Here is a 22,910-nt window from a genome sequence, read left to right on the forward strand (position 1 = left end):
CGGCCTCAGCGGCCCATGCCTCCGTCGATGACCGAGCCGCTCGGCGCGGGCAGGAAGTCCCCCGAGGTGTTGGTGTCGGGGCCCACCGTCGTCCCCGCGCCGCCCATGCCCGGTGCCGCGGTCCCTGTGCCCGGCGGCAGCACCGCGCTCGAGCTCAACCCCGCGTCACCTCCGCCGCTGGAGGAGTAGGGCGTGGGCAGCGTCGCGCCCGAGCCGCCCGTGCCCGCGTCCGTCTGTCCATACGACGGCGGCGGCGTGGGCGGCGCCAGTCCGGTCGTCATGCCGGGTTCGTCCGGCTGTTGTTGTCCCGGCATCCCGGGAGTGACTTGCGCGAGCCGCGTGGGCGCCGCCCGCGTCGAGCTGCACGCACCGCCGAGCAGCACCACGCACGCCAGCCCGCCGAGCCGCGCGCTCCCCCATCCACCGTGCTTCCCCATGCCCTGCCTCCTCGCGTGCGAGCCTCCAGCTGCGACACGTCAGTTCACGGGCGTGGTCCGCTGACCGCCGGCGCCCGCCTCCGGCGCCCGAGTCCGGGGCCGGTGGCGGCGGTGCTCGGACACCACCAGCAGCAGCGCGGGGAACGACACCAACATGACGACGAGGTTGGTGCCGAAGCCCAGGTTGGCCAGCACGCCAATCGACTTGAGCCCTGGATGGTTCGCCATGAGCAGCGCGCCAAAGCCCACCGCGCTCGTCAGCAGCCCTCCGGCGATGGCCTTGCCCGTCTCCGAGTACACCTGCTCGAAGTCGCTGCCCGGTGAAGCGAGCCGCGTCAGCAGGTGCACGCCCGCGTCCACCGTCGTCCCGATGAGCACGGGGATGACCAGGATGTTCAGGTAATTGAATGGCAGGTGCAACAGCGGCATCACCCCGAGCAACGCGAACAGCGACACCACGGTAGGCAGCAGGCACAACAGCGCCATGCGCAGCCCGCCCAGCGTCAGCCACATGGCCCCGAGCACGGCCAGCGTGGTGCCGCCCAGGATGAGCGGCGACTCGTGCGTCACCAGGTTGATGATGTCCGCCAGCACCATGGGCTCGCCCGCGGCGGACACGCGGCGCCCGTCCGGGAGCTGCACGCCGCGCACCTCGCGGGCCAGGGCGCGCATGGCCTGTCCGTCTGACTGGCTCACGCTCGGGTACACCAGCACGAAGCCGCTCTGGTTGCCGCGCCGGTCCAGGAACTGCTGGCGCACGCTGGGGGGCAGGTCCTCTTCGGTATAGGGCCGGGCCTTCACCTGCTCACGGAGGCTCGTGAGCTGCTCGCGCTGCTTGGGGTCGAGGGAGTCCTCGGGCACGTCCTCCAGCACCTTCGCGATGTCTCTCAGCAGCACCTGTTTTCGCTGCTGCTCGGCGGGCACGAGGCTGGAGAGCGAGATGACGAAGTCGACGGTGGAGTCCTTGCCGAGCCGCCGCTTGCGCTCGTTGAGCTCGCGCACCACGGCCTGTTCCTCTTCGGCCGAGTTGGTCAGCACCACCACGGGAGACTGCGAGTATCCGATGATCTGGTTGACGGCGCGGTCCAGCACGAACGAGGGCAGGTCCTCGTCCCACAGCGAGCTGAAGTCATAGTCGAAGCTCAGCCGCGGAAGCTGGGTCAGCAGCGCGAGCAGCACCACGCCGGACACGCCGGTGATGAGGCCGCGGCGGCGCAGGATGAGGCGCCCCATGGAGAAGCGCGAGGACCGGGACGACTCGCGGCGTGGACGCGCGCGCCAGCCCCAGCGGGCCGCCAGCCCGAGCACCGCCGGGAGCACCAGGACATAGGCGGCGATGAGCACCACCATGCCCGTGCCCGCGATGACGCCGAACTCGCGGAACGCGCGCAGGCGCGACGTGCCGAGCACGAAGAAGGTGAGCGCCGCCACCAGCGCGGAGATGAGCGCCGCGCCGCCGGTGTGCGTGAAGGCCTCTCGCGTGGCCTCCTCGGAGGACTCGCCCTCGGCGCGCAGGTTCATGTAGCGCCCCAAGAGGTGGATGCCGTGCTCCACGCCCAGGCCGCCGAGGATGGCGCCCAGGAACGCGGTCAGCAGGTTCACCTGCCCGTAGGCCAGGCCCACCAGCCCGTAGGTCCACGCGAGCCCCGCGCCCACGGGCGCCAGCACCAGCCCCACGGCCAGCGCGCTGCGGAAGTGGAACCACAGGTAGAGCAGCACCAGCACCGTGGCCACCGTCGAGGACACCGCCACGTCGCGGGTGATTTGCGCCTGTTGATCGATCTTCTTCTGGAACGTGCCGGTGATGGCCACATGGAAGCGCGGGCCGAAGCGGGACAGGTTCTCTTGCGCGAGCAGCCCGCGCACCTCTCCCACGATGCGCTCCGAGTAGGTGAGGTCCGCCGAGGACTGCTCGGGCTTGGCCAGCAGCACCACGCGGCGCGCTTGGGGATCCACGTACGCGTCGCTCGTTCCGCGTGACAGGCGCCGCGCGCCGCTGCCGCCGTACTTCGACTCCAGGTCGGAGAAGTCCAGCGAGGGCGCGTCCTCGTCGGTGAGGTTCACGTAGAGCGGGTTGGCCTGCTGCTTCTCCCACGTGATGCGCGCGTCGAGGCGCCGATGCACCTCCTGAAGGTCCTCGGGGGACAGGAAGTAGAGCGCGTGGTCGCGGAAGAACGTTCCCGGCCGCCGCGCCTCCACGTAGCGGATGCCCGGCAGGGCCTCCAGCTTCGGCGCCAGCTCATCGGAGAAGCGCTGGAGCGCCTCGGGCTCCGCGTCCTCGCCCACCACCACCACCCAACCCAACGCGCCGAAGCGCTGCTCCAGGGTGTGCAGGTCCTGCACGCTCTCGAAGGACTCGGGCAGCAGGTCCGCGAGGTTGGCGTTGAGCGTCAACGTGCGCGCCAGGTCCAACCCCACCGCGCTGAGCACCAGCGTCGCCAGCAGCGCCAGCCACGGGCGCCGGTGGTTGTGCACGGCCAGGCTGCCCACGGCGAGCTCCACGCGATGCATCCACGGTCGCTCCCCGGGTGAAGACTCCGACGGGTCCGAGGCCATGTCGTCCTGACCGCCCGAGGCGGTCACCCCTTCCCTGGGCGCCCGCTGTGCGAGCCGCCTGTCCTGTGGGGGAACGTGGCCACGGCGCACGGCGTCTGCACGGGGCCCGGGTCCGCTGTCCGGTGTCAGGAAATGCGGAGGGACGCCCCCACTCCCCGCGTGCGCCAGTGAATGCTCGCTCGCCCGAAATGCATCCCGTGCAACGAAATGCGCGGGTCGTTAGATGGTGCGGTCATTCGGGGCCTTACCTTCCGGGATGCGGCATAAACGCGTTGACTCCCTGGTTTGGCCGTGCCCAAGGTGGGCCGCCTTTTTTCGGTCGGAAGTCAACACAGCGGGTGTCGCAACATGGCTGAGATGCGTTGGTCCGAGCGGTTCCAGGCGGCGATGGGCAAGACAGCTGCCCGGAGCCACCAGAGGCCCTGGCGGGCCTTGCTCGTGGCGCTGGTCCTGACGGCGATTGGTGGGTACTTCGCCCAATCCCTGTCACTCAACGCGGACCTGGTGGGACTGCTCCCCAAGTCGTTCCAGAGCGTTCAGGACATCGAGAAGCTGCGCAAGCGCTTCGGTGGGCAGGGCAACGTGGTGGTGGTGGGCATGGGCGCGGACGCGGATGCGCTCAAGCGCTTCGTGGACGACATGTCCCCGCAGCTCGCGAAGCTGCCGGAGATCCGCTACGTCAACGCGCAGCGCCCGCGCGCCTTCTTCGAAGAGCACGCGCTCTACTACCTGGACGTGGACGACCTGAAGGCGGTGCAGGAGCGCATCGACTCGCGCATCGCGTGGGAGAAGGAGCAGGCCAACCCGCTCTTCGTCCGGCTGGATGACTCCCCGGCGCCGTCGCTGGACTTCTCCGACATCGAGCACAAGTACGCGGGCCGCGCCAACACGCGCCTGTCCGGGGGCGGAGACCTCTACTACCTGGACGCCAAGTCGCGCATGGTGGTGATGATGCTCAAGCCCAAGGGCAGCTCCGCGGACCTGAGCTACTCCAAGCGCGTCATCGCGCAGGTGGAGGACTTCCTCGGCAAGCAGGACCTGTCCAAGTACGGGCCCGGCTTCAAGACGGCCATCACCGGCACGTTCAAGAAGAAGATTGATCAACAGGGCGTCATCTCCAACGACCTGGCGACCACGGGCACGGTGGCCATGGTGCTGCTGGTCCTCTACCTCATCTTCCACTTCCGCAGCGGCGTGTCCGTGGGCCTCTCCATGGCCCCGGTGATGGCGGGCCTGGCGTGGACCTACGGCTTCGTGGGCCTGATGTACGGCCAGGTCAACCTGCTGACCGCGTTCCTCGCGGCGGTGCTGGGGGGCTTGGGCGTGGAGCACGGCATCCACTTGTTGGGGCGCTATGGCGCGCTGCGCGCCGAGGGGGCGACCTCCGAGGACGCGGTGGAGGAGACCTTCCGGCACACCGGCTACTCGGCGCTCATCTCCGCGCTGGTGGCGGCGCTGACATTCCTCAGCCTCTCGCTGTCCGAGTTCCGAGCGTTCCGTGAGTTCGGCGTCATCGCGGCGGTGGGCATGGTGGTGAGCGTGCTGACGTACGTGCTCATCCTCCCGGCGCTGCTCGGGCTGGCGGCGCGCTTCAACTGGATGCCGAAGGTGCATCACGCGTCCGGTGGCCCCATGGCGATGCTGGCGCGCTGGCTGCCGCGCAGCTACCGGGGCGTGGCCATCGTGGTGGGCGTGGGCTCGCTGGCGCTCATCAGCCAGGCGTGGCGCGTGTCGTTCAACTACGACATGTCCAAGCTGGATGACGTGAGCCTGCCCTCCGTGCAGTTGGACCAGAAGGTGAACCACATCCTCGGCTACTCGCAGACGCCGGTGGTGGTGCTGACCGACTCGCAGAACATGGAGCGCGAGGTCGTGCGCCAGTTGGAGGCGCGCAAGCAGTCGCGCGGCAAGGACTCCACCATCGACTTCGTGGGCGCGCTGGAGGACCTGGTCCCCACGCGGCAGGCGGAGAAGCAGGTCATCCTGGACGCCATCGCGTCCAAGCTGGGGAAGATTGACGCGGCCCACCTGAAGGGCCAGACGCGCACGGACCTGGAGCGCGCGCAGCGCATGTCGCTGGCCAGGCCCTTCACCCAGGCGGACATGCCCGAGGGCGTGCGCCACCAGTTCGAGAGCCTGGATGGCAGCACCGGCGGCGTGGTGCTGGTGTACGCGGGCATCAGCCTGTCGGACGGCGCGGGCACGCGGAAGTTCGCCAAGGAAGTGCGCGACATGTCGCTGCCGGACGGCACGCGCGTGTCGGCGGCCGGCGAGGCGCTCATCCTCGCGGACATCCTGGACATGGTCGCGCGCGAGGGTCCCCGCATCCTGGCCGCCGCGGTGCTCAGCGTGATGGCCGCCATGTGGGTCACCATGGGCCGGCTGCGCACGGCGCTCATCTGCATGCTGCCCACGCTGCTGTCCATCGCGGCGCTGGTGGGCCTGATGTCGCTGCTGGGTCTGGAGTTCAACTACCTGAACATCGTGGTGCTGCCGGTGCTGGTGGGCACCACGGTGGACGCGGGCGTGCACCTGGTGGAGCGCTTGGGAGAACCGGGCGCGGACTTCGTCTCGGTCTACGCCGAGACGGGGCGCGCCATCACCGGCGGTCTGCTGACGAGCGCCATCGGCTTCCTCGCCCTCATCATGGCCAAGCACCCGGGCCTCAACTCGATTGGTGACCTGGCCAACCTGGGCTTCGGCGTGAATATGCTCATCGTGCTCCTGGGCTTCCCGTCGCTGCTGCTCATCGTCGAGCGCTGGCGCCGCAAGCACGGGGGCGTGCCGGAGCACCCCGAGCAGCCCGCCACCACACCGGAGGCTTGAGCCATGCGCGCCCTGCCCATTCGGGTCCTGGGGTGCGTGGCCGCGGGCCTGCTGTGGACAGGCTGTGTCCACGAGCGGCCGCGCGAGGTGGCGCGGTGCCCCGAGTCCCAGGACCGCTTCTGCCTCACGGCGGTCGAGTGCTCGATGGACAAGAAGCGCGGCTGCGAGGTCTGCCAGTGCTCGAAGGGGCCCACGGCGACGTCGCAGGATGACCGCCTGCCCTCGGGCGTGCCGCCGGACCAGCGGCTGCCCGGGAACTGAGGCCGGGCACCCGCAGGGTGCTCAGCTCCAGTGGGAGACGGCTTCCCAGCCCCACCACGTCCCGATGAAGACCGAGAGCGCGCCGGCCAGCCCCAGCACCGCGGCCCGCGCGCTCCCGTTCCCCGCCAGCCGCCGCAGTGGCAGGCCCGCCAGCCCGGTGAGCGCGGCCATGCCGGCCACCGAGCCCAACCCGAAGGCGAAGATGTAGAGCAGCCGCGTGCCCACGGTGGGCAGCTCCGCCAGCACCAGGGCCGTGAGCGCGCCGCTGCCGGCCAGCCCGTGCATCAGCCCCACGAGCAGCGGGCGCCGCGCGAGCGTCCAGCGTCCCACGTGCACGTGCTCGGCGTGGCCCGCGTGTGTGTGCTCCGTGGCGCCGTGGTGGTGCGGCACGGGCGCGCCGCCCGTGCCCTCGCGGAAGGCCTGCACGAGCGCGCGCAGTCCCAGCGTGGCCACCATGACGGCCACGCACAGCTCCAGGCCCTGCTCCACCTGCGGAGGCATCTGCGTGCGCAGCGCCGCGAGCGTCCCGCCCACCACGAACAGCGCCAGGGTGTGCCCCGCGCCCCACACCGCGCCCAGCATCAGGTTCTCGCGCAGCGGGCGCGAGCGCTCGACGGACAGCGTGGAGACGGCGGCGAGATGGTCGGGCTCGAGCGCGTGCCGCATCCCGAGCATGAGTCCCAAGAGACAGCCACCCAGCAGTGCCAGCATGTGTCGTCGCCTCGTGCGTGGCCCAGGGTGCCTCCAGCGGGGCGGGGCCATGCGCGCCACCCGGGAGGCGCACTCTACGGTCCGCGAGGGGTCGCGCGGGCCGCCATCGAGGCGCTGGGTGGCTGGACTCGTGCCTACCCAGCCTTGCCGGTGGTGTCAACGCGGCGGCGGGCGTTCCGTGCGCCCGCGCACGTCCTCCTACGCGGCCCGGCCCGCCTCGCGCGCCGTCCAGCCGGCCACGAAGTCCGCCAGCCCGCGCAGCTGCCGGTCGTTCAGCGTCGCCTGCCAGCGCGCCTCGCGCAGCGCCCGGTACGCGTCTGGCGCGTCCCAGCCTCGGGCCACCATGACGGCCAGCCCCATCAGCGGCCCGCGCCCCACGCCGTGCTCGCAGTGGGTGTACAGCACCCCCCCCGCGTCCAGCCGGGGCAGGGCCCACTCCACGCCGCGCGACAGCTGCTCCACCGAGGGGGGGTAGCGGTCCGTCACGGGCAGGTGCAGCAAATCGATGCCCAGGGCCGCGAGCGCCTCGGCGTCATCCTGGCGCTCGGCGCGCAGGTCAATCACCGCGGTGATTCCCTGGGCCTTCAGCTCCGCGTACCGCGAGCGCGGCACCGAGCCGCCCACGTGCAGCCACGCATTCACCCGCGACACGTTCAACGCGCGCCGCCCGGGGAGCTTGGTGGTCCACTCCACGCCGCGCGCCACCACGCGCAGCACCTGCTTGCGCACCCAGCCTCGCACTCCCGGCACATGGTGCACCGACCGCAGCAGCGACTCGCTCACGCCCCGCGCTCCTACTCGCCTTCCAGCGTCACTTCCAACAAGCCCTGCACCGGCGTCTTGCCCGCCTGCTCCAGCACGCCGCGGTGCAGATACGTCACGGGTGAGCCCACCACCGGCCGCACCAGCCCGGCCAGCATTCCCAGCTGCTCCACCGGCGCGTTGCGCTGGAGGATGGAGGTGGAGCGCAGCGCCATGGCCATGTGCCCGTCGTCTCCGGTGAACTCCGCGCGCCACACGCTGCGCTCCTTGGTGCCCTCGCGGTTGAGCGTGAAGGACTCCAGCCGGCGCGGCGCCTGGCCCTCTTCCCAGAAGTACACGGGGCCGAACTCGCCGTCCTGGCCCTCGCGCGCCAGCAGCACCAGGTGCTGGCCGCCCCGCAGCGCGCGGAAGCGCACCCAGCGGCGCGCCAGCTTCGCGGGCGGAATCGTCGAGCGGGTGTGGTCCGCGTAGCCGCCGCCCGTCAGCGTCTCCTCGGCGGACTTGGGTGGCTGGAGGGTGACCTTCACGGGGCTGGTGGCCACCAGCACCTCGTGGCGGTAGCGCTCGTTGCCCACCTCCACCACGGAGCCGTCCGGCGAACGGGGCGACAGCGGCGCGTCATACGTCAGCGTCACGCGGCCGCCGTCCAGGGGCGCCTCCACCTGCGTCCCGGTGGCGCTCGAGCGCGCCCAGCAATCACCGACCTGGAGCGTGGACGTGGCGGCGTCATAGCGCCACTGCTTGCCGCCCACGCGATTCTGCGGCGTCCAGGCCCGCTGACCGGGCCGCAGCACCGTCGCCCGGCAGATGCCGGTGCGCGAGCCGGGCCCGATGTTCGTCATGGACAGCTGCACGAGGACGAAGCCGCCGTCGTCCAGGTCGCCAATGAACGTGAAGCTCTCGCCGTAGTTGTCGTTCGTGGAGAACGTGGGCTCCAGCGCCGCGCCGCGAGCCGCCGTGCCCGCGAGCGCGAGCAGGGCGGCCAGCAGCAGCGACGACAGCCGCGTCTCACGCCGCATGGGGGCGCTGCTCCAGCAGCGCGTCCGGAGCGTCGTTGAACACGTAGTCGCGCTGCAGGGGCAGGTTCCACGCGAAGAACACCACCCCGCGCACCACCCACCAGCCAAGCGTGTAGGCCAGCTGCGGGTGCAGCGTCATCAGCGCCACGCCGCCCGCGTTGAGCAGCGCGCTCGTCGCGCTCACCACCGTGTAGCGCGCCAGCTGCGGCGCCACCGCTCCACTGCTGCGGAAGGTCAGCACGCGGTTGAGCGAGTAGTTCACCACGCCCCCGAGCACACAGCCGGCCACCGTGGCCCACGCGGGGGACATCGCGCCCCACTCGACCATGGCGAGCACCGCGGCGAAGTCCACCGCCGTGGCCACCGCGCCCGACGCCGCGTTGAGCCCCACCAGCGCCACGCCCGAGCGCGCCGCCTGCGGCTTCTTGGGCGCCAGTGCCTCCACCAGCTTGCGGAAGCGCGAGAGCGCCGTGACGTTGCTCATCACCGCCACGAAGACGAGCCCCGCCACCGCCAGCCAGTGCATGGGGTGCTTGTGCTCGGGCCAGAAGATGGCCTCCAGGATGGGGGACAGCGCCGTGCCCACGCCGAGGAAGAGCACGCGCTCCAGCCGCTGCATGGCGCCGTCGCGCACGCTCACGCCCAGGCCCTCGCCGCGCGCCCGGACATAGGGCACCAGCGACGAGCCGAGGAAGGCCACCAGCGCGGGCAGGAGCACCCAGGTGTCCCGGTAGTACCAGGCCAAGCCCATCAGCATCGCCGAGTCGACATACCGGTCCAGCACCGAGTCCAGCGCGGCGCCGGCCGGGTTGGCCTCCTTGCGCGTCCGGGCGATGCGGCCGTCCATCACGTCCAGGATGCCGGCCATGAGGAACAGCCAGCCGCCGAGCGCGAAGCGCCCCGCCGCCACGGCCACGCCGGAGGACACCCCCAGCAGGCCGGACAGCATGGACAGCGCGTTGGCCGGCAACCCCGAGCGCAGGAGCAGCTGCCACAGGGGCTGGATGACCCAGAAGAAGTAGTGCCGCAGGAAGAAGCCCACCAGCACGGTCTTGCCGCGGGTGAGCGTCTCCGCGTCGCGGGGGATGCCCTTGAAGGCGCACCGCACGCAGAACAACAGGAGACCGCCCAGGAAGTAACAACAGGCCAGCAGCGCCGGCGCGAGCGCCGACCAGATGCGGGCGGACGGGGACAGGTCGCCCGTCAGCCACGCCAGGAGGTTGTCATGCACGGGTGTCTCCTCCAGGAGTCAGGGGCACCGGTACAGGCACCGGCGCCAGCTGGCGGGCGAACGCGAGCTCCACCGCCATGCAGGCGAGGAGCGCGGCGGTCATGCCAGCGGTCACGTCCAGGACGTAATGGTGCGACAGATAGACTGCGGAGAACGCGATGAGGGCGGAGAACAGCCCCGCGCCCACGCGCCACAACGGCCCGCGGTGCCACGTGTGCCACAACACCAACACCGGATAGGCCGAGTGCAGGGAGGGCATGGCGCCGAAGACGTTCTGGTTGCGTGAGTAGAAGTTGTGGAAGTACTGGATGCCGAAGAACGCGTCGAAGCGGGCCGCGCCCGCCGCGCTCGGGGCCACCGCGAGGTCCGCCGGGCCCAGGCCGTGCGTGAGCACATACCAGGGTGGCGCCGCCGGATAGAGCATGTACGTGGCCACGCCCACGACGTTGACCACGAGGAAGCTCCAGCACAACTGCTCGAAGCGCGGATGCTTCGCCACGAAGAAGAAGATGACGACCGCGAAGACCTCGAAGAGGTACGTCGCGTAGCCAAATCCACACAACAGGTCGAGCACGACATGGCTGCGCTCGGCCAGGTACGCGGGCCAGTTGGCGGCGCCCGCGGGCGCGGGGAACACCCGACCATCCAGGGTGAACAAGTCCCCGGTGTGGATGTCTCCACGCCAACCCAACCACAGGCCCTGGCTGTCCATCAGCATGCCGGACAGCCACAGCGGGAACCCGCCGCGGAGGAACCGCCGCGTCCGGGGGCCAATCCAGGCCAGCCCCACGACGAGCAGATCCACCACGGCGTGCTCCCACCGGAGCCGCCCGGCGGCGGTCACGAACGCCAGGTGGCCCACCGCCATGACGGTGGTGAGCCACATGAACGCGCTCGGTCTAGCGGGCGATTGGGAGGTCATCCCCGTAGTAGTCGAGGCCGAGGTGGGTGATGGGCTCTTCGCCCGCGACGACGCGCAACGTGTTCTTCAGCTTCGTCAGCTGGATGAACAGGTCGTGCTCCACGGGCAGACCCGGGTGGGCCATGGGGCTCTTGAAGTAGAACGACATCCACTCCTGGATGCCGCGCCACTCCATCCGCTTGGCCAGGTCCAGGAACAGCGCGATGTCCAGGACGAGCGGCGCCGCCAGGATGGAGTCGCGGCAGAGGAAGTTGATCTTGATCTGCATCGGGTAGCCGAGCCACCCGAAGATGTCGATGTTGTCCCACCCCTCCTTCGCGTCGCCGCGGGGCGGGTAGTAGTGGATGGACACCTTGTGGGAGTACTTGTTGTACAGCTCCGGGTAGAGCTCCGGCTGGAGGATGGTGTCCAGCACGCTGGACTTGGTGACCTCCTTGGCCTTGAAGGCGGCGGGATCGTCCAGCACCTCACCATCGCGGTTGCCCAGGATGTTGGTGGAGAACCAGCCCTCCAGGCCCAGCATGCGCGCCTTGAGCGCGGGGGCGATGACCGTCTTCATCATCGTCTGGCCGCTCTTCAGGTCACGGCCCGCGACGGGGACGTTCTCCTGCTTGGCCAGCTCCTGGAGCGCCGGGGTATCCACGCTGGCGTTCGGGGTGGCGTTCGCGAAGGGCACGCCCTCCTTGATGGCCGCGTAGGCGTAGAGCGCCGTCGGGTTGATGTCCGGGCTGTTCGCGTCCAGCGCCTTCTCGAAGTTCGCCAGCGACTGGAAGGCCGCGGGCATCGGGCGGAACGTCTCCACGCTGCTGCACACCACCATCACCGCGCGCTTCGCGTTCAGCTCCTTCTTGAAGTCGCGGATGTCCTGGCGCAGCGCCTCGATGCTCTCGCGGTGCGTCTTGGTGGCCTTGACGTGGTTCGCCTCGATGCGGCGGACGAACTCGGCGTCATGCACGCCCTTCTTGGGCTTGATGCTCTGCAGGAAGGGCTTCACCTGCTCCAGGTGCTTGTCGTTCAGCACGCCGGAGCGCACCGCCACCTGGTACGCGTCCTCGCTGATGATGTCCCAGGCCCCGAAGGCCACGTCGCCCAGCTCCGTCAGCGGAACCAGCTCGTTGAGCTTCACGGTCCGGCCGTCGGTGCGCTTGCCCAGGCGCGCCGTGCCCATCTGCGTCAGGGACCCGATGGGGGCGCCCTTGCCCTGCCGCGTCAATTCCACGCCCGCCATGAGCGTCGTGGACACCGCGCCCAGCCCCGGGATGAGCACTGCCAGCTTGCCCTCGGGCTTCGACACCGACTTCTTGGTCTCCATCGTCTGGTTCCTTCAAAAAGAGCGGAAGTCTGAGCCCGCCCCGTTAGATGACCTGCGCCCACAGTCACCGCGCAGGCTTCGCTGGGCGGGAATGCGGAAAATCTCGAATGCGGATGGTTGATACTCTAAAGCGTTCGTGACTTCAACGTCATGTGCAGTCCGGCGCCTCGTTACCACGGAGGTCGCTACGTGAATGGCGCACGGAGTGCCCAGCTACAAGCCAGGACGAACGCGGCTGTCAGAGAAACATCAGGTTGGCGGCGCCACCCCCACCCATGAGGGAGCGAGGGCGCGCGCGTCCAACGGATCTACACGAGACGTGGGTTTCTGGGGGGCGATGTCCGTCTCGCGGATCCCCGGTGAGATCCGTTGCCTGGAGAGCACCCGGCCATGAGTGGGCGCAAAAAGAGCAGCGCGCCTCCCCGCGGCGTGGGCCCGGTGCGCTGGACCTGGCGCGGCGGTGGCGAGGCCGGGTGTCGTGTGGCGGACGTCGCGCGGCGGACGACTCAGGAGATGGGCGCGCCGCGGTCGTCGAAGGTGAGGCGCGCGTTGTCGCCGGCCTCGTCGGAGCCATGTCCGTTGAGCGCGGCCCGCACGCGTCTGGCCCAGTGGACCCTGCGGCGGGTGGACGCGTCCCAGTACTCGGCCTTCTCCACGGAGACGCGCAAGAGGGCCAGCTCTGGATCATCCAGGCCCTGGGGGAACCAGGCCTGGAGCGCGGGGCTCCACAGGGCGCGGGCCCTGTCCCGGTCGAGCACGAGCTGACAACGGCCGCTGAGGGACACGAAGCGCTCGCGCGCGGCGTCCGCGTAGGACAGGTTCACGTGGTGGTCGTGCGAGACTTCGCCCACCTTGGAGGCGTGCTCGCGGGTGAAGAGCCAGAGTGAGCCGTCCGCGTCGCGTCCCCGGGTCCACATGGGCCGGGCGCGCAGGCTCCCGTCCTCCTCCACCGTGGTCATCATGGCCACGCGCATCTCCTGGATGAGGGCATCGAGGTGGTCGAGGGCGTCTCGCGGGTCCTTCTGCTGACTGGCCATGGCTGCCTCCCTGTGCACTCAAGGTGCGCAGCGGGGAGGTGGGCGGCAGCGAGCCCGGGCCCGGTCGGAGCCAGGGCGGGCGGGCGGTGTGATAGGTGCGTGCCCGGATGCTCCCGGGCGCGCGGCCGGGGATGACGCTGAAGGAGCGACACGGATGCTGAAGACGGCGTGGAACGAGTGGAGCCTCAAGGCGCTGCAACTGGAGACGGCGTTGCTGGCGCTCGAGGAGATCGAGCTGCCGTCGGAGATGCAGGCGCAGCAGTCGGCGGCGGAGGAGAAGCTGGTGGAGCTGGCCCGCGCGTGGCAGCAGCGGCAGCCCGCCAAGGAGCCTCGCCAGTGGAAGCGCGAGCTGACGGTGGGGGGAGAGCCGCGCGACGCCGAGCTGAAGGACCTGGTGGGCGGCTTCCGGGAGGAGGGCAAGACGTGGACCCTCTACCGGCTCACCAGCGACAAGAAGGAAGTGGTGGAGACGGTGGTGTCGGATGGCCGCGCGTGCATGAACGCGGGGGGCGAGTACTACCTGGGCCAGTGGAACACCGAGGAGGAGACGCTCGAGGTGGGCCGCGACGACGAGGCGGGCGAGCCCGGCACGGGGCTGGTGCTCGCGCCGAGCGGGGAGCTCGACTACACGCCGGACCCGGAGCTCTGAGCGTCCGGGCCTCGGGCGCGAGGTCTGAATCCGCGCGGTGACAGTTCCGCAAGGGACGGGTGTTTCCTGTCGCGAGGGGCGGCGACACGGCCCCACTCGTCTCTGTTCAGGAAGGTCCCGGCGATGAAGCGCAAGATTTCGGTGGTTGCGGGTGTGATGGCGGCGGTGGTCGCGGTCTCGGCCAGGGCCGAGGAGGCTTCGGCCGCGCCTGCCGCGGAGCAGGGCGTGAGCGCTCCCGCGGAATTTCCGGTGGCGCAGGCTCCGCTGTCTCCCGCGCCGCTGGTGGACGCGACGACGGGGGCCGGCACGGTGGCCGCGCCGTCCGCCGCGCCCGCGGTGGCGACGAGCGCCCAGGCCACGCCGGATGAAGTCTACGTGCCCATCAGCCTGACGCTGCTGCCCAACATCAGCACCGCGGGCATGCACACCGGCAACGTGGTGACCAACTATTCGCTCGGATTGCTGGCCACCCACGCGAAGCGGGTGAACGGCCTGGCGACGTCACTGGGCGCCAACTGGGTGGAGGCGGGCCTGTCCGGCGTGCAGATGACGGTGGGCGCCAACGTGTCGCGCGGGCCGGTGTCTGGCGCGCAGTTCGCGGTGGGCGCCAACGTGGCCACGCAGGACCTCGTCGGCATCCAGCAGTCCGCGGGCATCAACGTGGTGCGCGGCGGGATGGAGGGCGCCCAGTTCGGCGTGGGCGCGAACATCACGGGTGGCTTGATGAATGGCGCGCAGTTCAGCGCGGGCGCGAACGTCGCGAGCGCGGGCGGCGTGGGCGCGCAGCTCGGCGTGGGCGCGAACATCGCCGGTGCCACCTTCCGCGGCCTCCAGGCCACCGCGGGCCTCAACGTCGCTCAGGAGATGACAGGGCTCCAGATGTCCTCGGGCGTCAGCTCCGCGCGGAAGCTGGACGGCGCCCAGCTCTCCATCATCAACGTGGGCGGCGACATCGACGGCGCGCAGGTGGGCATCGTCAACGTCGGGGGGCGCGTGGACGGACTGCAGCTCGGGGTCATCAACGTGGCGCGCGAGTCCGAGGGCGAGTCCGTGGGCCTGATGAGCTTCGTTGGCAACGGCCAGGGCAACCTCCAGCTCTGGGGCGGCGACCTGGCGGCGATGAACGCGGCGGTGAAGTTCGGGGGCAAGCACCTGTACACGCTGCTCACCGTGGGCTTCAATCCGGGCTCGGACACGCGCCGCCGCCGCTACCTCCTGGGAGCGGCCTTCGGCGCGCACATCCCCATGGAGCGCTTCTTCATCGACATGGATGTGATGGGCAGCAGCGTCCATGATGATCGGCTGTTCAAGGATGGAGACGGCGAGAACATCCTCGGCCAGCTCCGGCTCGTGGGCGGGTGGCAGGTGGCGCGGCGCTTCGCGCTCATTGGCGGCATCACCGGCAACACGCTGGTGACCATGCACGGCAGCGACCGCTGGGAGGAGCTGGGCATCGGGCCCGAGTGGAAGAACGTGTCTGACAACGGACGCACCACCGTGCGCGTGTGGCCGGGCTTCCTGTTGGGCGTGCAGATTTGAGTGACAGCTTTTCATGTGCGCGGTGTTCCCCTGGCGCATTGCCAGGAAAGGGAGTCGCGCATGTGGAAGCTCACGGGGGTGGGGGCCGTCGCGGCCGCGTTGCTGATGGGCTGTCATCTCCACGTGGACGACGAGGAGGACGGCTTCAAGGTCACCGAGTCGCGCTCGCTCGAGGGCTTCACCCGCGTGGAGAACCGCACGTCCATGCGGGTGGAGGTCCACGAGGCCGCGCGCGCCGAGGTCCGCGTGACACTGGAGCGCCAGCTCCAGGATGAGCTGGAGACGTGGGTGGACGGCGACACGCTCATCATCGACAGCGGCGGGCCGCTCTCGTTCCGCGGTGATGGGGTGGTGAGCGTGGGCCTGCCCCGCTTCCTGGGCGCGACGCTGGTCTCCTCGGGGACGTTGACGGTGGGGGACCTGACGCGCGAGGAGGACGTGCGGTTGGTGGCGCGCGGCTCGGGGGATCTGCGCTATTGCGGCCCGGCGCGCTCGCTCACCGCGGAGCTGTCCAGCTCGGGCAGCGTGACGCTGTGCGCGCCCGAGGGCGCGGTGACGGAGTCGGTGTCGCTGACCGCGTCGGGCTCGGGCAACGTGCGCTGGTCCGGGCTGGCGCGGAGCCTGGAGGCGGAGACGCGCGGCTCGGGCGGCATCACGCTCCAGGGTGAGGCCCAGCAGCTGCGCGCCCGCGTGGGCGGCAGCGGCGACTTGGACGCGACCGCGATGCGGGCGACGAACGCGGACCTGTCATCCGAGGGCTCAGGTGGGGTGCGGGCGCGGGCGGAGGGCGGCTCGGTCGACGTCTTCATCGGATCGTCGGGGAACGTGGAGCTGTGGGGCGATGCCGCGGTGCGAACGGTTCGCGTGAGCGGGAGCGGCAAGCTCGTCCGCCATTGAGGCCAGACGCGCGTGTCCCAGCCGACGCGCGCGGGCCACCTGACGTCGCGGGCGTCCCGTGGTGGACGGACCTCCACCCGGTGCGCGCGAGCGCTCGGCGCGTGACTCCTATCCTCGTGCGCGCGCCCGGCGAGGGTCGGGCGGGAGGTGGGACGCGATGACTGGCACGATGCGCGCGATGGTGCTCCCGGAGCCAGGGCAGCCCCTGCGCGAGGAGCGCTGGCCGATTCCCACGCCAGGGCCAGGGCAGCTCCTCTTGCGGGTGTCGGCCTGCGCCGTGTGTCGCACGGACCTGCACGTGGTGGATGGCGAGCTGCCCGACGCGAAGCGGCCCCTCATTCTGGGCCACGAAATCGTGGGCACGGTGGTGGACGCGGGGCCGGGCGCGGGGGCATTTCCGCTCGGGCAACGGGTGGGGGTGCCGTGGTTGGGGTGGAGCTGCGGCGAGTGTCGCTTCTGCCTGTCCGGGCGCGAGAACCTGTGCGACCGAGCGCGCTTCACCGGCTATCAAATCGACGGGGGCTACGCCGAATACACCGTGGCGGACCACCGCTACTGCTTCCCGTTGCCGCAGGGCTATTCGGACGTCGAGGCCGCGCCGCTGATGTGCGCGGGGCTCATCGGGTTTCGCAGCCTGCGGTTCGCGGGGGACGCGAAGCGGCTGGGCCTGTATGGCTTTGGCGCGGCGGCGCACATGCTCATCCAGGTGGCGCGCTATCAAGGCCGCGAGGTGTATGCCTTCACGCGCCCGGGGGACTCAAGCGGGCAGGCCTTCGCCCGGGAGCTGGGCGCGGCGTGGGCGGGCGGCTCGGACGTGCTGCCTCCCGAGGCCCTGGACGCGGCCATCCTCTTCGCGCCGGTGGGCGCGCTGGTACCCGCCGCGCTGCGCGCCGTGGACAAGTCCGGCGTGGTGGTGTGCGGCGGCATCCACATGAGTGACATCCCCTCGTTCCCCTACGCGTGGCTGTGGGAGGAGCGACAGGTGCGCTCGGTGGCGAACCTCACGCGGATGGACGCCATGGACTTCCTGGCGCTCGTGCCGCGGGTGCCGGTGCGCACGCAGGTGCAGGTGTTTCCCTTGGCCGCCGCGAACGAGGCGCTCGCCGCGCTCCGTCACGGACAGGTGAAGGGCGCGGCCGTGCTGGAGGTTCCCGAGTAGCGCCGGGCGCCCAGTGGCGCCGCCGAGCGGGACGCGATAGAGCAGCGCCGGGGGAGCGGCGCCATGGGGGGCCCACCCCGTGGAATTCCATGTCATCCTCGCCCGACTCCGGGACGTCTCATGTGACGCGCTGGCTGGGAATGCTGGCGTTGCCGGTCGTCTTCCTGACGTGGTCCGTGTGCGTGGTAGCGCCGGTCTGGCTCCAGGCCGCGCGGCACTGCTTCACGCATTACGACCTGGGCATCTACACGCAAGCGTTGGCGCGGCTGTCCCTGCGCGAGCCGAACCCCTGGCTCAGCGCGCGTCAGGTCTTCATCTTCAACGACCACTTCGATCCGGTCCTCTGGCTGGCGCGCCCGTTGGGTGTGTTCCTCTCCCCGCTGCATGCGGGGCTGTTGGCCGAGGCCCTCTTCGTGTCGCTGTCGGTGGCGCCGCTCGTGTGGATGCAGGCGCGGGGATTGCTGGACCGCGTGTCCACCGCGTTCCTGTGCGCGCTGCTCTTGCTCAACACGAGCATCGTCGAGGCGCTCGTCTTCCCCATCCACCCGACCACGTGGTCCGTGCTGCCGTGCGTGCTGCTCGCCGTGGCGTATCACCTGCGCAAGTCCGGCGTGATGCTGCTCGCGCTGGTGCTCCTCTTCGCGTGCAAGGAGGAGTTCCCGCTCGCGGGCCTCATGCTGGCGCTGGGGCTGTGGTGGCGCGGGGAGCGGCGGCTCGCGCTGAGCGTGTTCGCGCTGTCGGCGGCGTGGCTGCTCTTCGTCATGGTCGTGAGGCCCTGGTGGTGGGGACCCACGGTGGATTACCGCGGGCGGCTCTTGCCCGCGCCCGGCCAGGACTGGCTTGCGTATCTGCACTCGCGCTTCGCGCCGTGGCACCTGCGGCGCATGGGCACGCTGCTGCTGCTCTTCGTTCCCTTGGGCGTGTGGGCCTGGCGCGAGCAGTGGAAGCCCGATGTTCCGTGGCTGTTGATGCTGTTGCCGCTGGTGGCCATCCGCGTGGCGGCCATGGCGTGGCGTGAGCACTACGGTGCGCCGGTGCTCGCCCTGGGCGTGCTCGCGTTGCTGCCGCTCGTGCGCACGCGCCGGCCACCCGCGTGGGTGCTCGTGTCCACCGCGGTGCTGCTCATCACCACCAACGAGGTGAACTTCCGGGACGGGCTGCGCACGCTCACCCATCCCGAGTCCTTCCCTCGCGTGTGCCCGGCGGACGCGCTCCGGCTCGCCAGCGTGCGGCGAGGACTCGACGTGCTCGCGTCGCGCTCGGAGGGGCGCGCGCTGCTGGGCGGCAACCTGGTGGCGGACCTGGTCACGCGCGACGAGGTCTACGCGGTGGGCGGTCCGCAGGCCGAGGGCTCGCTCGTCTACGACTGGGTGCTGGTGGAGAAGCCCCCGGCGGGGAACATCCTGCCCGTCACGCCGGAGCGCATGGCGGCGCTCATCGCGCTGTGGCGTGGCGAGCCCGGCGCCGAGGTGCTCATCGACGATGCGCACGTCTTCCTCGCGCGAGGGCACTTCACCGTCAGCCATTGAAGGACAGACATCGCGCGGCGCGAGGCCAGACGGCTCGCTGCGTGCCGCCGTGACGTGGCGGCCCGTGCGAATTCGCGTCGGTTGCGCGCGGGCCCTGCGCAGGCCCGTGCGAGCCATTATATGCTGAGTCACAAGGCGGTGGCACTTTCCGCCGCCCTTCAGAGAGTGAGGCATTCGCAGGTCGCGAAGGCGTTGGGAAGACGGTGCAAACCGGCCCCGCGCGGGGCCCCATCCGAGGCGGACGATGAACCGAGCGCTGCAAATCACCTACCGGGGTATGGCGACGAGCGATGCCCTGAGCGAGCACATCCGTGACCACGCAGAGAAGCTGGAGCAGTTCTTCGATGGAATCGTAGGGTGCCACGTCGTGGTGGAGGAGCCTCACCGCCACAAGCAGCAAGGCAATCCGTTTCACGTGCGCGTGGATCTCCACGTCCCGGGCAAGGACATCGTGGTGGGGAACGACTCGCACGAGCGCACGACCCACGTGGATGCCTACCAGGCCGTGAGCGCCGCATTCGACGCCGCGCGCCGCCAACTCCAACACTACGCAGATTCCCTGCACGGCCATCGCCGCTGAAGGTCGCGTCACCCCGCTGGCCGCGCGCCGCTCCTGTTCGCTCGGGGCGGTGGCGCGGCCGCGCTGTTTCCGGCGCGCATCCGACGGAGATTGAACACTCGCGCTCGGGGCCCGGGTCCCGTCTCACCGCTCGCGACGCTACACTGGCGGAGCCAACGAGGGGCCGCGGCGGCCCCGGGCGCCCGTCTCCCCCACGCGGGGACGGGTCCAGGAGTGCGCGCGGGCTCACGGCCTGGCAGGGCATGACGCGGCGGTCGCGCTCGACGTGGCGGCGGCCCTGACACCCCTCCCACCGTTCCGCTGAGCGTGTCGCGCCAGGGAGCGGCGTGTGTTCCCCGCCCGCCTCGGAGCGCCCCGCGCGTCCGGATTCCCTCCCCTTCCATCCCTCGCCGCGCGCCGTGGGCAATGGCCCGCGGCGAAGTGCGTGGGCGGCGTCTTCTTGAAGGGAGGCAAGTGATGGATGCGTCATGGGCCATGGGCCGCTGCCTGCTGGTGGTGGAGGACGATGAGTTCATCCGGCTGGCGCTCGCGGAGCTGCTGGAGGACGTGGGCTTCGCGGTCATCACCGCGGGCTCGTTTCGCGAGGCCGCGGGACTCTTGCAGCGTCCGCGCGCCATCGACGTGGTGCTGCTGGACCAGGAGCTGGGAGATGGCGTGGGCAGCGCGCTGGTGCCGCTGGTGCGCCAGGTGATGCCCGAGGCGAAGGTCGTCTTCGTCACCGGCAAGGAGGACGCGAGGCTGTCGCCCACCGCGGATGCGCTGTTCCGCAAGGATGGACGCTTCGATGAGCTGCTCGCGTTCCTGCTGAAGCTGTTGCCCTCGCACGCGCTGTGAGGGTCGCCGCGCTCGAATCTTCGAAATGAAGCCCGTGGGGTAGTGTTTCGGGGCCAGCCGCTCTGCTGACTCAACGGAGATTCGATGCTGCCCGATGCTACCGAGCGTGCCGCCTTCCTGCGGCGCCGTGACTTGCTTGCCCGTGCCCTGGGAGGGACCGCGGCCTTGTTGGCCTCCAGTCGCCCGCGTGCTCGCAACTACGCCGCACACCAGTTCCCCTTCCGGGCGTCCAGCCACTTCCTCTACCTGTTCGGTCCGGGGCTGCCGGACGCGATGGCCTTCTACGACGGCCAGACGTGGACGCTGTATCTGCCCGAGCCCGCCGCGGACGACGTGCTGTGGGATGGCGCGGTGCCCTCCTTCACGGAGATCTCCGTGGCGCTCGCGTGTCCGGTGAAGCCGCGCTCCGCCTTGCCCGCCGCGCTGCGCGGCCGGCTGGTGGCCACGCTGCCCACGCCGCACCTGGAGACGTGTCTGGACCTCGCGGAGCTGCTCGGTCGCGAGGTGAAGCCGGGGCGCCTGGCGCCTGGAGACGAGCCGCTGGCGGACGCGATGATTGCCCTGCGCTTGCGGCAGGACGACGCGGCGGTCGCGCAGATGCGGCAGGCGGCGGAGGTCACGTGCGCCGCGCATCTGGCGGGCATGCGGGCCACGCGGCCCGGGCTGCGCGAGTCCGTGGTGCGCGCGGCGATGGAGGCCGAGTTCCTCGCGCGCGATGTGGCGCCTGCCTACAACCCCATCGTCACGGTGCACGGCGAGGTGCTGCACAACGTGAAGTATCACCACATGATGCAGCCCCAGGACCTGCTGCTCGCGGACGTGGGCGGAGAGAGCCCGGGGGGCTGGCCCGCGGACGTGACGCGCACGTGGCCGGTGAGCGGGCGTTTCAGCACCACGCAGCGCGAGCTGTACGAGGTGGTGTTGCGCGCGCAGAAGGCGGCCATCGCCACGGTTCGTCCTGGCGTGCGCTACCGCGACGTTCACCTGGCCGCGCACCGCGCGACGGCCGAGGGGCTCCTGGCGCTGGGCATCCTGCGCGGGGACGCGGAGGAACTGGTGGCGGATGGCGTCACCGCGCGGCTGTTCCCCCATGGCGTGGGCCACCTGCTGGGCCTGGATGTGCATGACATGGAGGACCTGGGCGACCGCGCCGGCTACGCGCCGGGCCGCACGCGCTCGAAGGAGTTCGGGCTCGCGTACCTGCGCCTGGACCGAGACCTGGTGCCGGGCATGGCGGTGACCATCGAGCCGGGCGTGTATCAGGTGCCCGCCATCCTGTCGGATGCGCGCTTGATGGACGTGGCGAAGGACCGCCTGGACCGCGACGTGCTCGCGCGGTTCTCGGACGTGCGCGGCATCCGCATCGAGGACGACGTGCTGGTGACGGAGCAGGGCCAGGAGGTGTTGACCGCGGCCATTCCGAAGGAACTCGCGGACGTGGAAGCCGCGATGCGGGCGGGCTCGGCCTGAGCCCCCGCGCCGCGTGCGGACGGGATGTCCCGCACGGGGCTCAGCGCATCGGGCGCCCCACCTGATGGGCTGCCCGCGCGGGCCGCGCCTCCAACGGGGGCGTGGCCAGCGCGAGGAGCACCGAGACGTCGTGGTGCTGCTCGACCGGGTGTCTCAACGGCAGATCTCCGCGGACGGTGTAGTGGTTGCGCCGTCCCTCCCGTGCGCGGAGCAGATACCCCGCTTCCTCCAGGTCACTGACGATGCGTTGTACGGCCCGCTCGGTGATGCCCACGCGCTCGGAGACATCTCGGAGACGAATCTCCGGGTCTGCCGCGATGCAAAGCAAGACATGCGCGTGGTTGGTGAGGAACGTCCATGCGGGCGAGGTCAACCGCTCGTTGTCCGAGGCGTCCATGGCGCCGCGGACACTAGCCCAAACCTCGGGCCACGCGCTTGGCGGGGCCCCCTCAACTCCAGCTCTGTCCGTCGAGTTCTGGAAAGGAGACCTGGCATTGGCCCGGGACGACATTGTCCTCGCGGGCATGACCGTTTGCGTTGAGCGTGCCTTCGCGCTTGCTGCCGTCCGGCAGCGTCACGACGTAGCGCGCGTGGGGAACGGGCTTGCCGGACTCGTCCTTCAGCTCGATGGCCAGGAAGGTCAGCTCCGCCGGGGCATCTTCCGCCGCTTTCTGCCGGGGCGGCGCGGGCCAGGCGGGGGGCACGAGCGTGGGGCGGTCCACCTGGAGCGCCACCAGCTCCCCTCGGGCGAAGGCCTCCTCCAGGCGGTGCTTCAATCGCTGCTCGTAGCGGCTGCGCTCCAGTCCGGTCAGCCCCAGGGGGCGGTGGCCACCCAGCGTCTCGTACATGGCATCCAGTGTTCGAGCCACGGGGGTGGAGAGCCACCGGTCCAGGTACGAGGTGACGAAGACCTCAGGGACGCGGGTTCGTTCTGGGGTCCGCGCCTCCGTGTCGAGCGATGACACAATGAGCCAATCCGTGGATTGGGCTGGCAGGAGCCAGCGGCGGTGGTCGTGAACGTTTGCCATGTGAATGTCTCCCCAGGCGCGAGCCTAGCAGGGCTTCGAGGGGCGTGCGCTGCGACGCATCGCGGTGATGTCACGGCCGCCTGAGTGATTCTCGCGGCCTCAGGGGAGAGGAAACGCAGGGAGTTGAGTGGCGAGGGGCTGTGCGTCGGAT

At 70.5% G+C, this 22,910-nt stretch carries 21 protein-coding genes; 10 read left to right on the plus strand and 11 right to left on the minus strand.

The features are described 5' to 3' along the window. Positions 1 to 5: 5 nt before the first annotated feature. The gene (locus tag KRR26_RS09270) at positions 6 to 437 is read right to left on the minus strand and encodes a hypothetical protein (protein WP_120207568.1); all 432 of its coding nucleotides are present in this window, start codon (positions 435 to 437) and stop codon (positions 6 to 8) included. Between the two features lie 39 nt (positions 438 to 476). Beyond that, complete coding sequence (locus KRR26_RS09275; RefSeq protein WP_236068433.1) at positions 477 to 2,948, minus strand: efflux RND transporter permease subunit; 2,472 nt, start codon at positions 2,946 to 2,948, stop codon at positions 477 to 479. Positions 2,949 to 3,341: 393 nt separating this feature from the next. Between KRR26_RS09275 and KRR26_RS09280 the strand changes: the two genes are divergently transcribed. Further along, entirely contained in the window at positions 3,342 to 5,819 is a 2,478-nt protein-coding gene (locus KRR26_RS09280; RefSeq protein WP_217079632.1) for an efflux RND transporter permease subunit, read from the plus strand. A gap of 3 nt (positions 5,820 to 5,822) precedes the next feature. Continuing rightward, positions 5,823 to 6,080 (plus strand): hypothetical protein, encoded by a 258-nt coding sequence (locus KRR26_RS09285; RefSeq protein WP_120207571.1) that lies wholly within the window; start codon positions 5,823 to 5,825, stop codon positions 6,078 to 6,080. Positions 6,081 to 6,101: 21 nt separating this feature from the next. On the opposite strand, the gene KRR26_RS09290 is transcribed toward KRR26_RS09285, so the two are convergent. The 7 genes from KRR26_RS09290 to KRR26_RS09320 form a co-directional block, all read right to left on the minus strand. Continuing rightward, positions 6,102 to 6,791: a HoxN/HupN/NixA family nickel/cobalt transporter gene (locus tag KRR26_RS09290; RefSeq protein WP_158611517.1), complete on the minus strand. Its 690-nt coding sequence runs from the start codon at positions 6,789 to 6,791 to the stop codon at positions 6,102 to 6,104. Between the two features lie 198 nt (positions 6,792 to 6,989). Continuing rightward, positions 6,990 to 7,574: a protein-tyrosine phosphatase family protein gene (locus KRR26_RS09295; RefSeq protein ID WP_217079633.1), complete on the minus strand. Its 585-nt coding sequence runs from the start codon at positions 7,572 to 7,574 to the stop codon at positions 6,990 to 6,992. Positions 7,575 to 7,585: 11 nt separating this feature from the next. Continuing rightward, on the minus strand, positions 7,586 to 8,572 hold the full coding sequence (locus tag KRR26_RS09300) for a hypothetical protein (protein WP_120207576.1): 987 nt from the start codon (positions 8,570 to 8,572) through the stop codon (positions 7,586 to 7,588). Beyond that, entirely contained in the window at positions 8,562 to 9,803 is a 1,242-nt protein-coding gene (locus KRR26_RS09305; protein WP_120207578.1) for a GtrA family protein, read from the minus strand. The genes KRR26_RS09300 and KRR26_RS09305 overlap by 11 nt, the downstream gene beginning before the upstream one ends. Then, positions 9,796 to 10,689 carry a phosphatase PAP2 family protein gene (locus KRR26_RS09310; RefSeq protein ID WP_233577204.1) on the minus strand — a complete coding sequence of 298 codons (894 nt, stop codon included), beginning with the start codon at positions 10,687 to 10,689 and terminating at the stop codon, positions 9,796 to 9,798. The genes KRR26_RS09305 and KRR26_RS09310 overlap by 8 nt, the downstream gene beginning before the upstream one ends. Before the next feature lie 13 nt (positions 10,690 to 10,702). Then, positions 10,703 to 12,037 (minus strand): inositol-3-phosphate synthase, encoded by a 1,335-nt coding sequence (locus KRR26_RS09315; protein ID WP_120207581.1) that lies wholly within the window; start codon positions 12,035 to 12,037, stop codon positions 10,703 to 10,705. A gap of 506 nt (positions 12,038 to 12,543) precedes the next feature. Further along, positions 12,544 to 13,074, minus strand: coding sequence for a pyridoxamine 5'-phosphate oxidase family protein (locus tag KRR26_RS09320; protein WP_120207583.1), 531 nt, complete (start codon positions 13,072 to 13,074; stop codon positions 12,544 to 12,546). A gap of 154 nt (positions 13,075 to 13,228) precedes the next feature. On the opposite strand from KRR26_RS09320, the gene KRR26_RS09325 reads away from it, so the two are divergent. From KRR26_RS09325 to KRR26_RS09360, 8 genes are all read left to right on the plus strand, one after another. Continuing rightward, the gene (locus KRR26_RS09325) at positions 13,229 to 13,723 is read left to right on the plus strand and encodes a hypothetical protein (RefSeq protein ID WP_120207585.1); all 495 of its coding nucleotides are present in this window, start codon (positions 13,229 to 13,231) and stop codon (positions 13,721 to 13,723) included. A gap of 123 nt (positions 13,724 to 13,846) precedes the next feature. Then, entirely contained in the window at positions 13,847 to 15,262 is a 1,416-nt protein-coding gene (locus KRR26_RS09330; protein WP_120207587.1) for a hypothetical protein, read from the plus strand. 60 nt (positions 15,263 to 15,322) lie between these two features. Then, positions 15,323 to 16,159 (plus strand): GIN domain-containing protein, encoded by an 837-nt coding sequence (locus tag KRR26_RS09335; protein ID WP_120207589.1) that lies wholly within the window; start codon positions 15,323 to 15,325, stop codon positions 16,157 to 16,159. 157 nt (positions 16,160 to 16,316) lie between these two features. Beyond that, positions 16,317 to 17,318 carry a zinc-dependent alcohol dehydrogenase family protein gene (locus tag KRR26_RS09340; protein WP_120207591.1) on the plus strand — a complete coding sequence of 334 codons (1,002 nt, stop codon included), beginning with the start codon at positions 16,317 to 16,319 and terminating at the stop codon, positions 17,316 to 17,318. 89 nt (positions 17,319 to 17,407) lie between these two features. Beyond that, positions 17,408 to 18,847 (plus strand): DUF2079 domain-containing protein, encoded by a 1,440-nt coding sequence (locus KRR26_RS09345; protein ID WP_199723827.1) that lies wholly within the window; start codon positions 17,408 to 17,410, stop codon positions 18,845 to 18,847. A 244-nt stretch (positions 18,848 to 19,091) separates the two neighbouring features. Next, the gene (locus KRR26_RS09350; RefSeq protein WP_120207593.1) at positions 19,092 to 19,427 is read left to right on the plus strand and encodes an HPF/RaiA family ribosome-associated protein; all 336 of its coding nucleotides are present in this window, start codon (positions 19,092 to 19,094) and stop codon (positions 19,425 to 19,427) included. 456 nt (positions 19,428 to 19,883) lie between these two features. Further along, positions 19,884 to 20,261 carry a response regulator gene (locus KRR26_RS09355; protein ID WP_199723828.1) on the plus strand — a complete coding sequence of 126 codons (378 nt, stop codon included), beginning with the start codon at positions 19,884 to 19,886 and terminating at the stop codon, positions 20,259 to 20,261. Positions 20,262 to 20,345: 84 nt separating this feature from the next. After that, positions 20,346 to 21,731, plus strand: a complete 1,386-nt coding sequence (locus KRR26_RS09360; RefSeq protein WP_217079634.1) for an aminopeptidase P family protein — start codon at positions 20,346 to 20,348, stop codon at positions 21,729 to 21,731. 40 nt (positions 21,732 to 21,771) lie between these two features. Here KRR26_RS09360 and KRR26_RS09365 read toward each other — a convergent pair whose 3' ends face one another. Both KRR26_RS09365 and KRR26_RS09370 read right to left on the minus strand, forming a co-directional pair. Next, complete coding sequence (locus KRR26_RS09365) at positions 21,772 to 22,128, minus strand: helix-turn-helix transcriptional regulator (RefSeq protein ID WP_120207599.1); 357 nt, start codon at positions 22,126 to 22,128, stop codon at positions 21,772 to 21,774. 52 nt (positions 22,129 to 22,180) lie between these two features. Then, complete coding sequence (locus KRR26_RS09370) at positions 22,181 to 22,759, minus strand: carboxypeptidase-like regulatory domain-containing protein (protein WP_199723829.1); 579 nt, start codon at positions 22,757 to 22,759, stop codon at positions 22,181 to 22,183. Positions 22,760 to 22,910 lie beyond the last annotated feature (151 nt).

This window comes from Citreicoccus inhibens, assembly GCF_019039035.1.
Classification (GTDB): Bacteria; Myxococcota; Myxococcia; order Myxococcales; family Myxococcaceae; genus Citreicoccus; species Citreicoccus inhibens.

Coding starts and splice junctions, on each gene's coding strand:
- KRR26_RS09270 (WP_120207568.1), bottom strand. CDS start 437: ATGGGGAAGCACGGTGGATGGGGGAGCGCGCGGCTCGGCGGGCTGGCG.
- KRR26_RS09275 (WP_236068433.1), bottom strand. CDS start 2,948: ATGCATCGCGTGGAGCTCGCCGTGGGCAGCCTGGCCGTGCACAACCAC.
- KRR26_RS09280 (WP_217079632.1), top strand. CDS start 3,342: ATGGCTGAGATGCGTTGGTCCGAGCGGTTCCAGGCGGCGATGGGCAAG.
- KRR26_RS09285 (WP_120207571.1), top strand. CDS start 5,823: ATGCGCGCCCTGCCCATTCGGGTCCTGGGGTGCGTGGCCGCGGGCCTG.
- KRR26_RS09290 (WP_158611517.1), bottom strand. CDS start 6,791: ATGCTGGCACTGCTGGGTGGCTGTCTCTTGGGACTCATGCTCGGGATG.
- KRR26_RS09300 (WP_120207576.1), bottom strand. CDS start 8,572: ATGCGGCGTGAGACGCGGCTGTCGTCGCTGCTGCTGGCCGCCCTGCTC.
- KRR26_RS09310 (WP_233577204.1), bottom strand. CDS start 10,689: ATGTGGCTCACCACCGTCATGGCGGTGGGCCACCTGGCGTTCGTGACC.
- KRR26_RS09315 (WP_120207581.1), bottom strand. CDS start 12,037: ATGGAGACCAAGAAGTCGGTGTCGAAGCCCGAGGGCAAGCTGGCAGTG.
- KRR26_RS09320 (WP_120207583.1), bottom strand. CDS start 13,074: ATGGCCAGTCAGCAGAAGGACCCGCGAGACGCCCTCGACCACCTCGAT.
- KRR26_RS09325 (WP_120207585.1), top strand. CDS start 13,229: ATGCTGAAGACGGCGTGGAACGAGTGGAGCCTCAAGGCGCTGCAACTG.
- KRR26_RS09330 (WP_120207587.1), top strand. CDS start 13,847: ATGAAGCGCAAGATTTCGGTGGTTGCGGGTGTGATGGCGGCGGTGGTC.
- KRR26_RS09335 (WP_120207589.1), top strand. CDS start 15,323: ATGTGGAAGCTCACGGGGGTGGGGGCCGTCGCGGCCGCGTTGCTGATG.
- KRR26_RS09340 (WP_120207591.1), top strand. CDS start 16,317: ATGACTGGCACGATGCGCGCGATGGTGCTCCCGGAGCCAGGGCAGCCC.
- KRR26_RS09345 (WP_199723827.1), top strand. CDS start 17,408: ATGTCATCCTCGCCCGACTCCGGGACGTCTCATGTGACGCGCTGGCTG.
- KRR26_RS09350 (WP_120207593.1), top strand. CDS start 19,092: ATGAACCGAGCGCTGCAAATCACCTACCGGGGTATGGCGACGAGCGAT.
- KRR26_RS09355 (WP_199723828.1), top strand. CDS start 19,884: ATGGATGCGTCATGGGCCATGGGCCGCTGCCTGCTGGTGGTGGAGGAC.
- KRR26_RS09360 (WP_217079634.1), top strand. CDS start 20,346: ATGCTGCCCGATGCTACCGAGCGTGCCGCCTTCCTGCGGCGCCGTGAC.
- KRR26_RS09365 (WP_120207599.1), bottom strand. CDS start 22,128: ATGGACGCCTCGGACAACGAGCGGTTGACCTCGCCCGCATGGACGTTC.
- KRR26_RS09370 (WP_199723829.1), bottom strand. CDS start 22,759: ATGGCAAACGTTCACGACCACCGCCGCTGGCTCCTGCCAGCCCAATCC.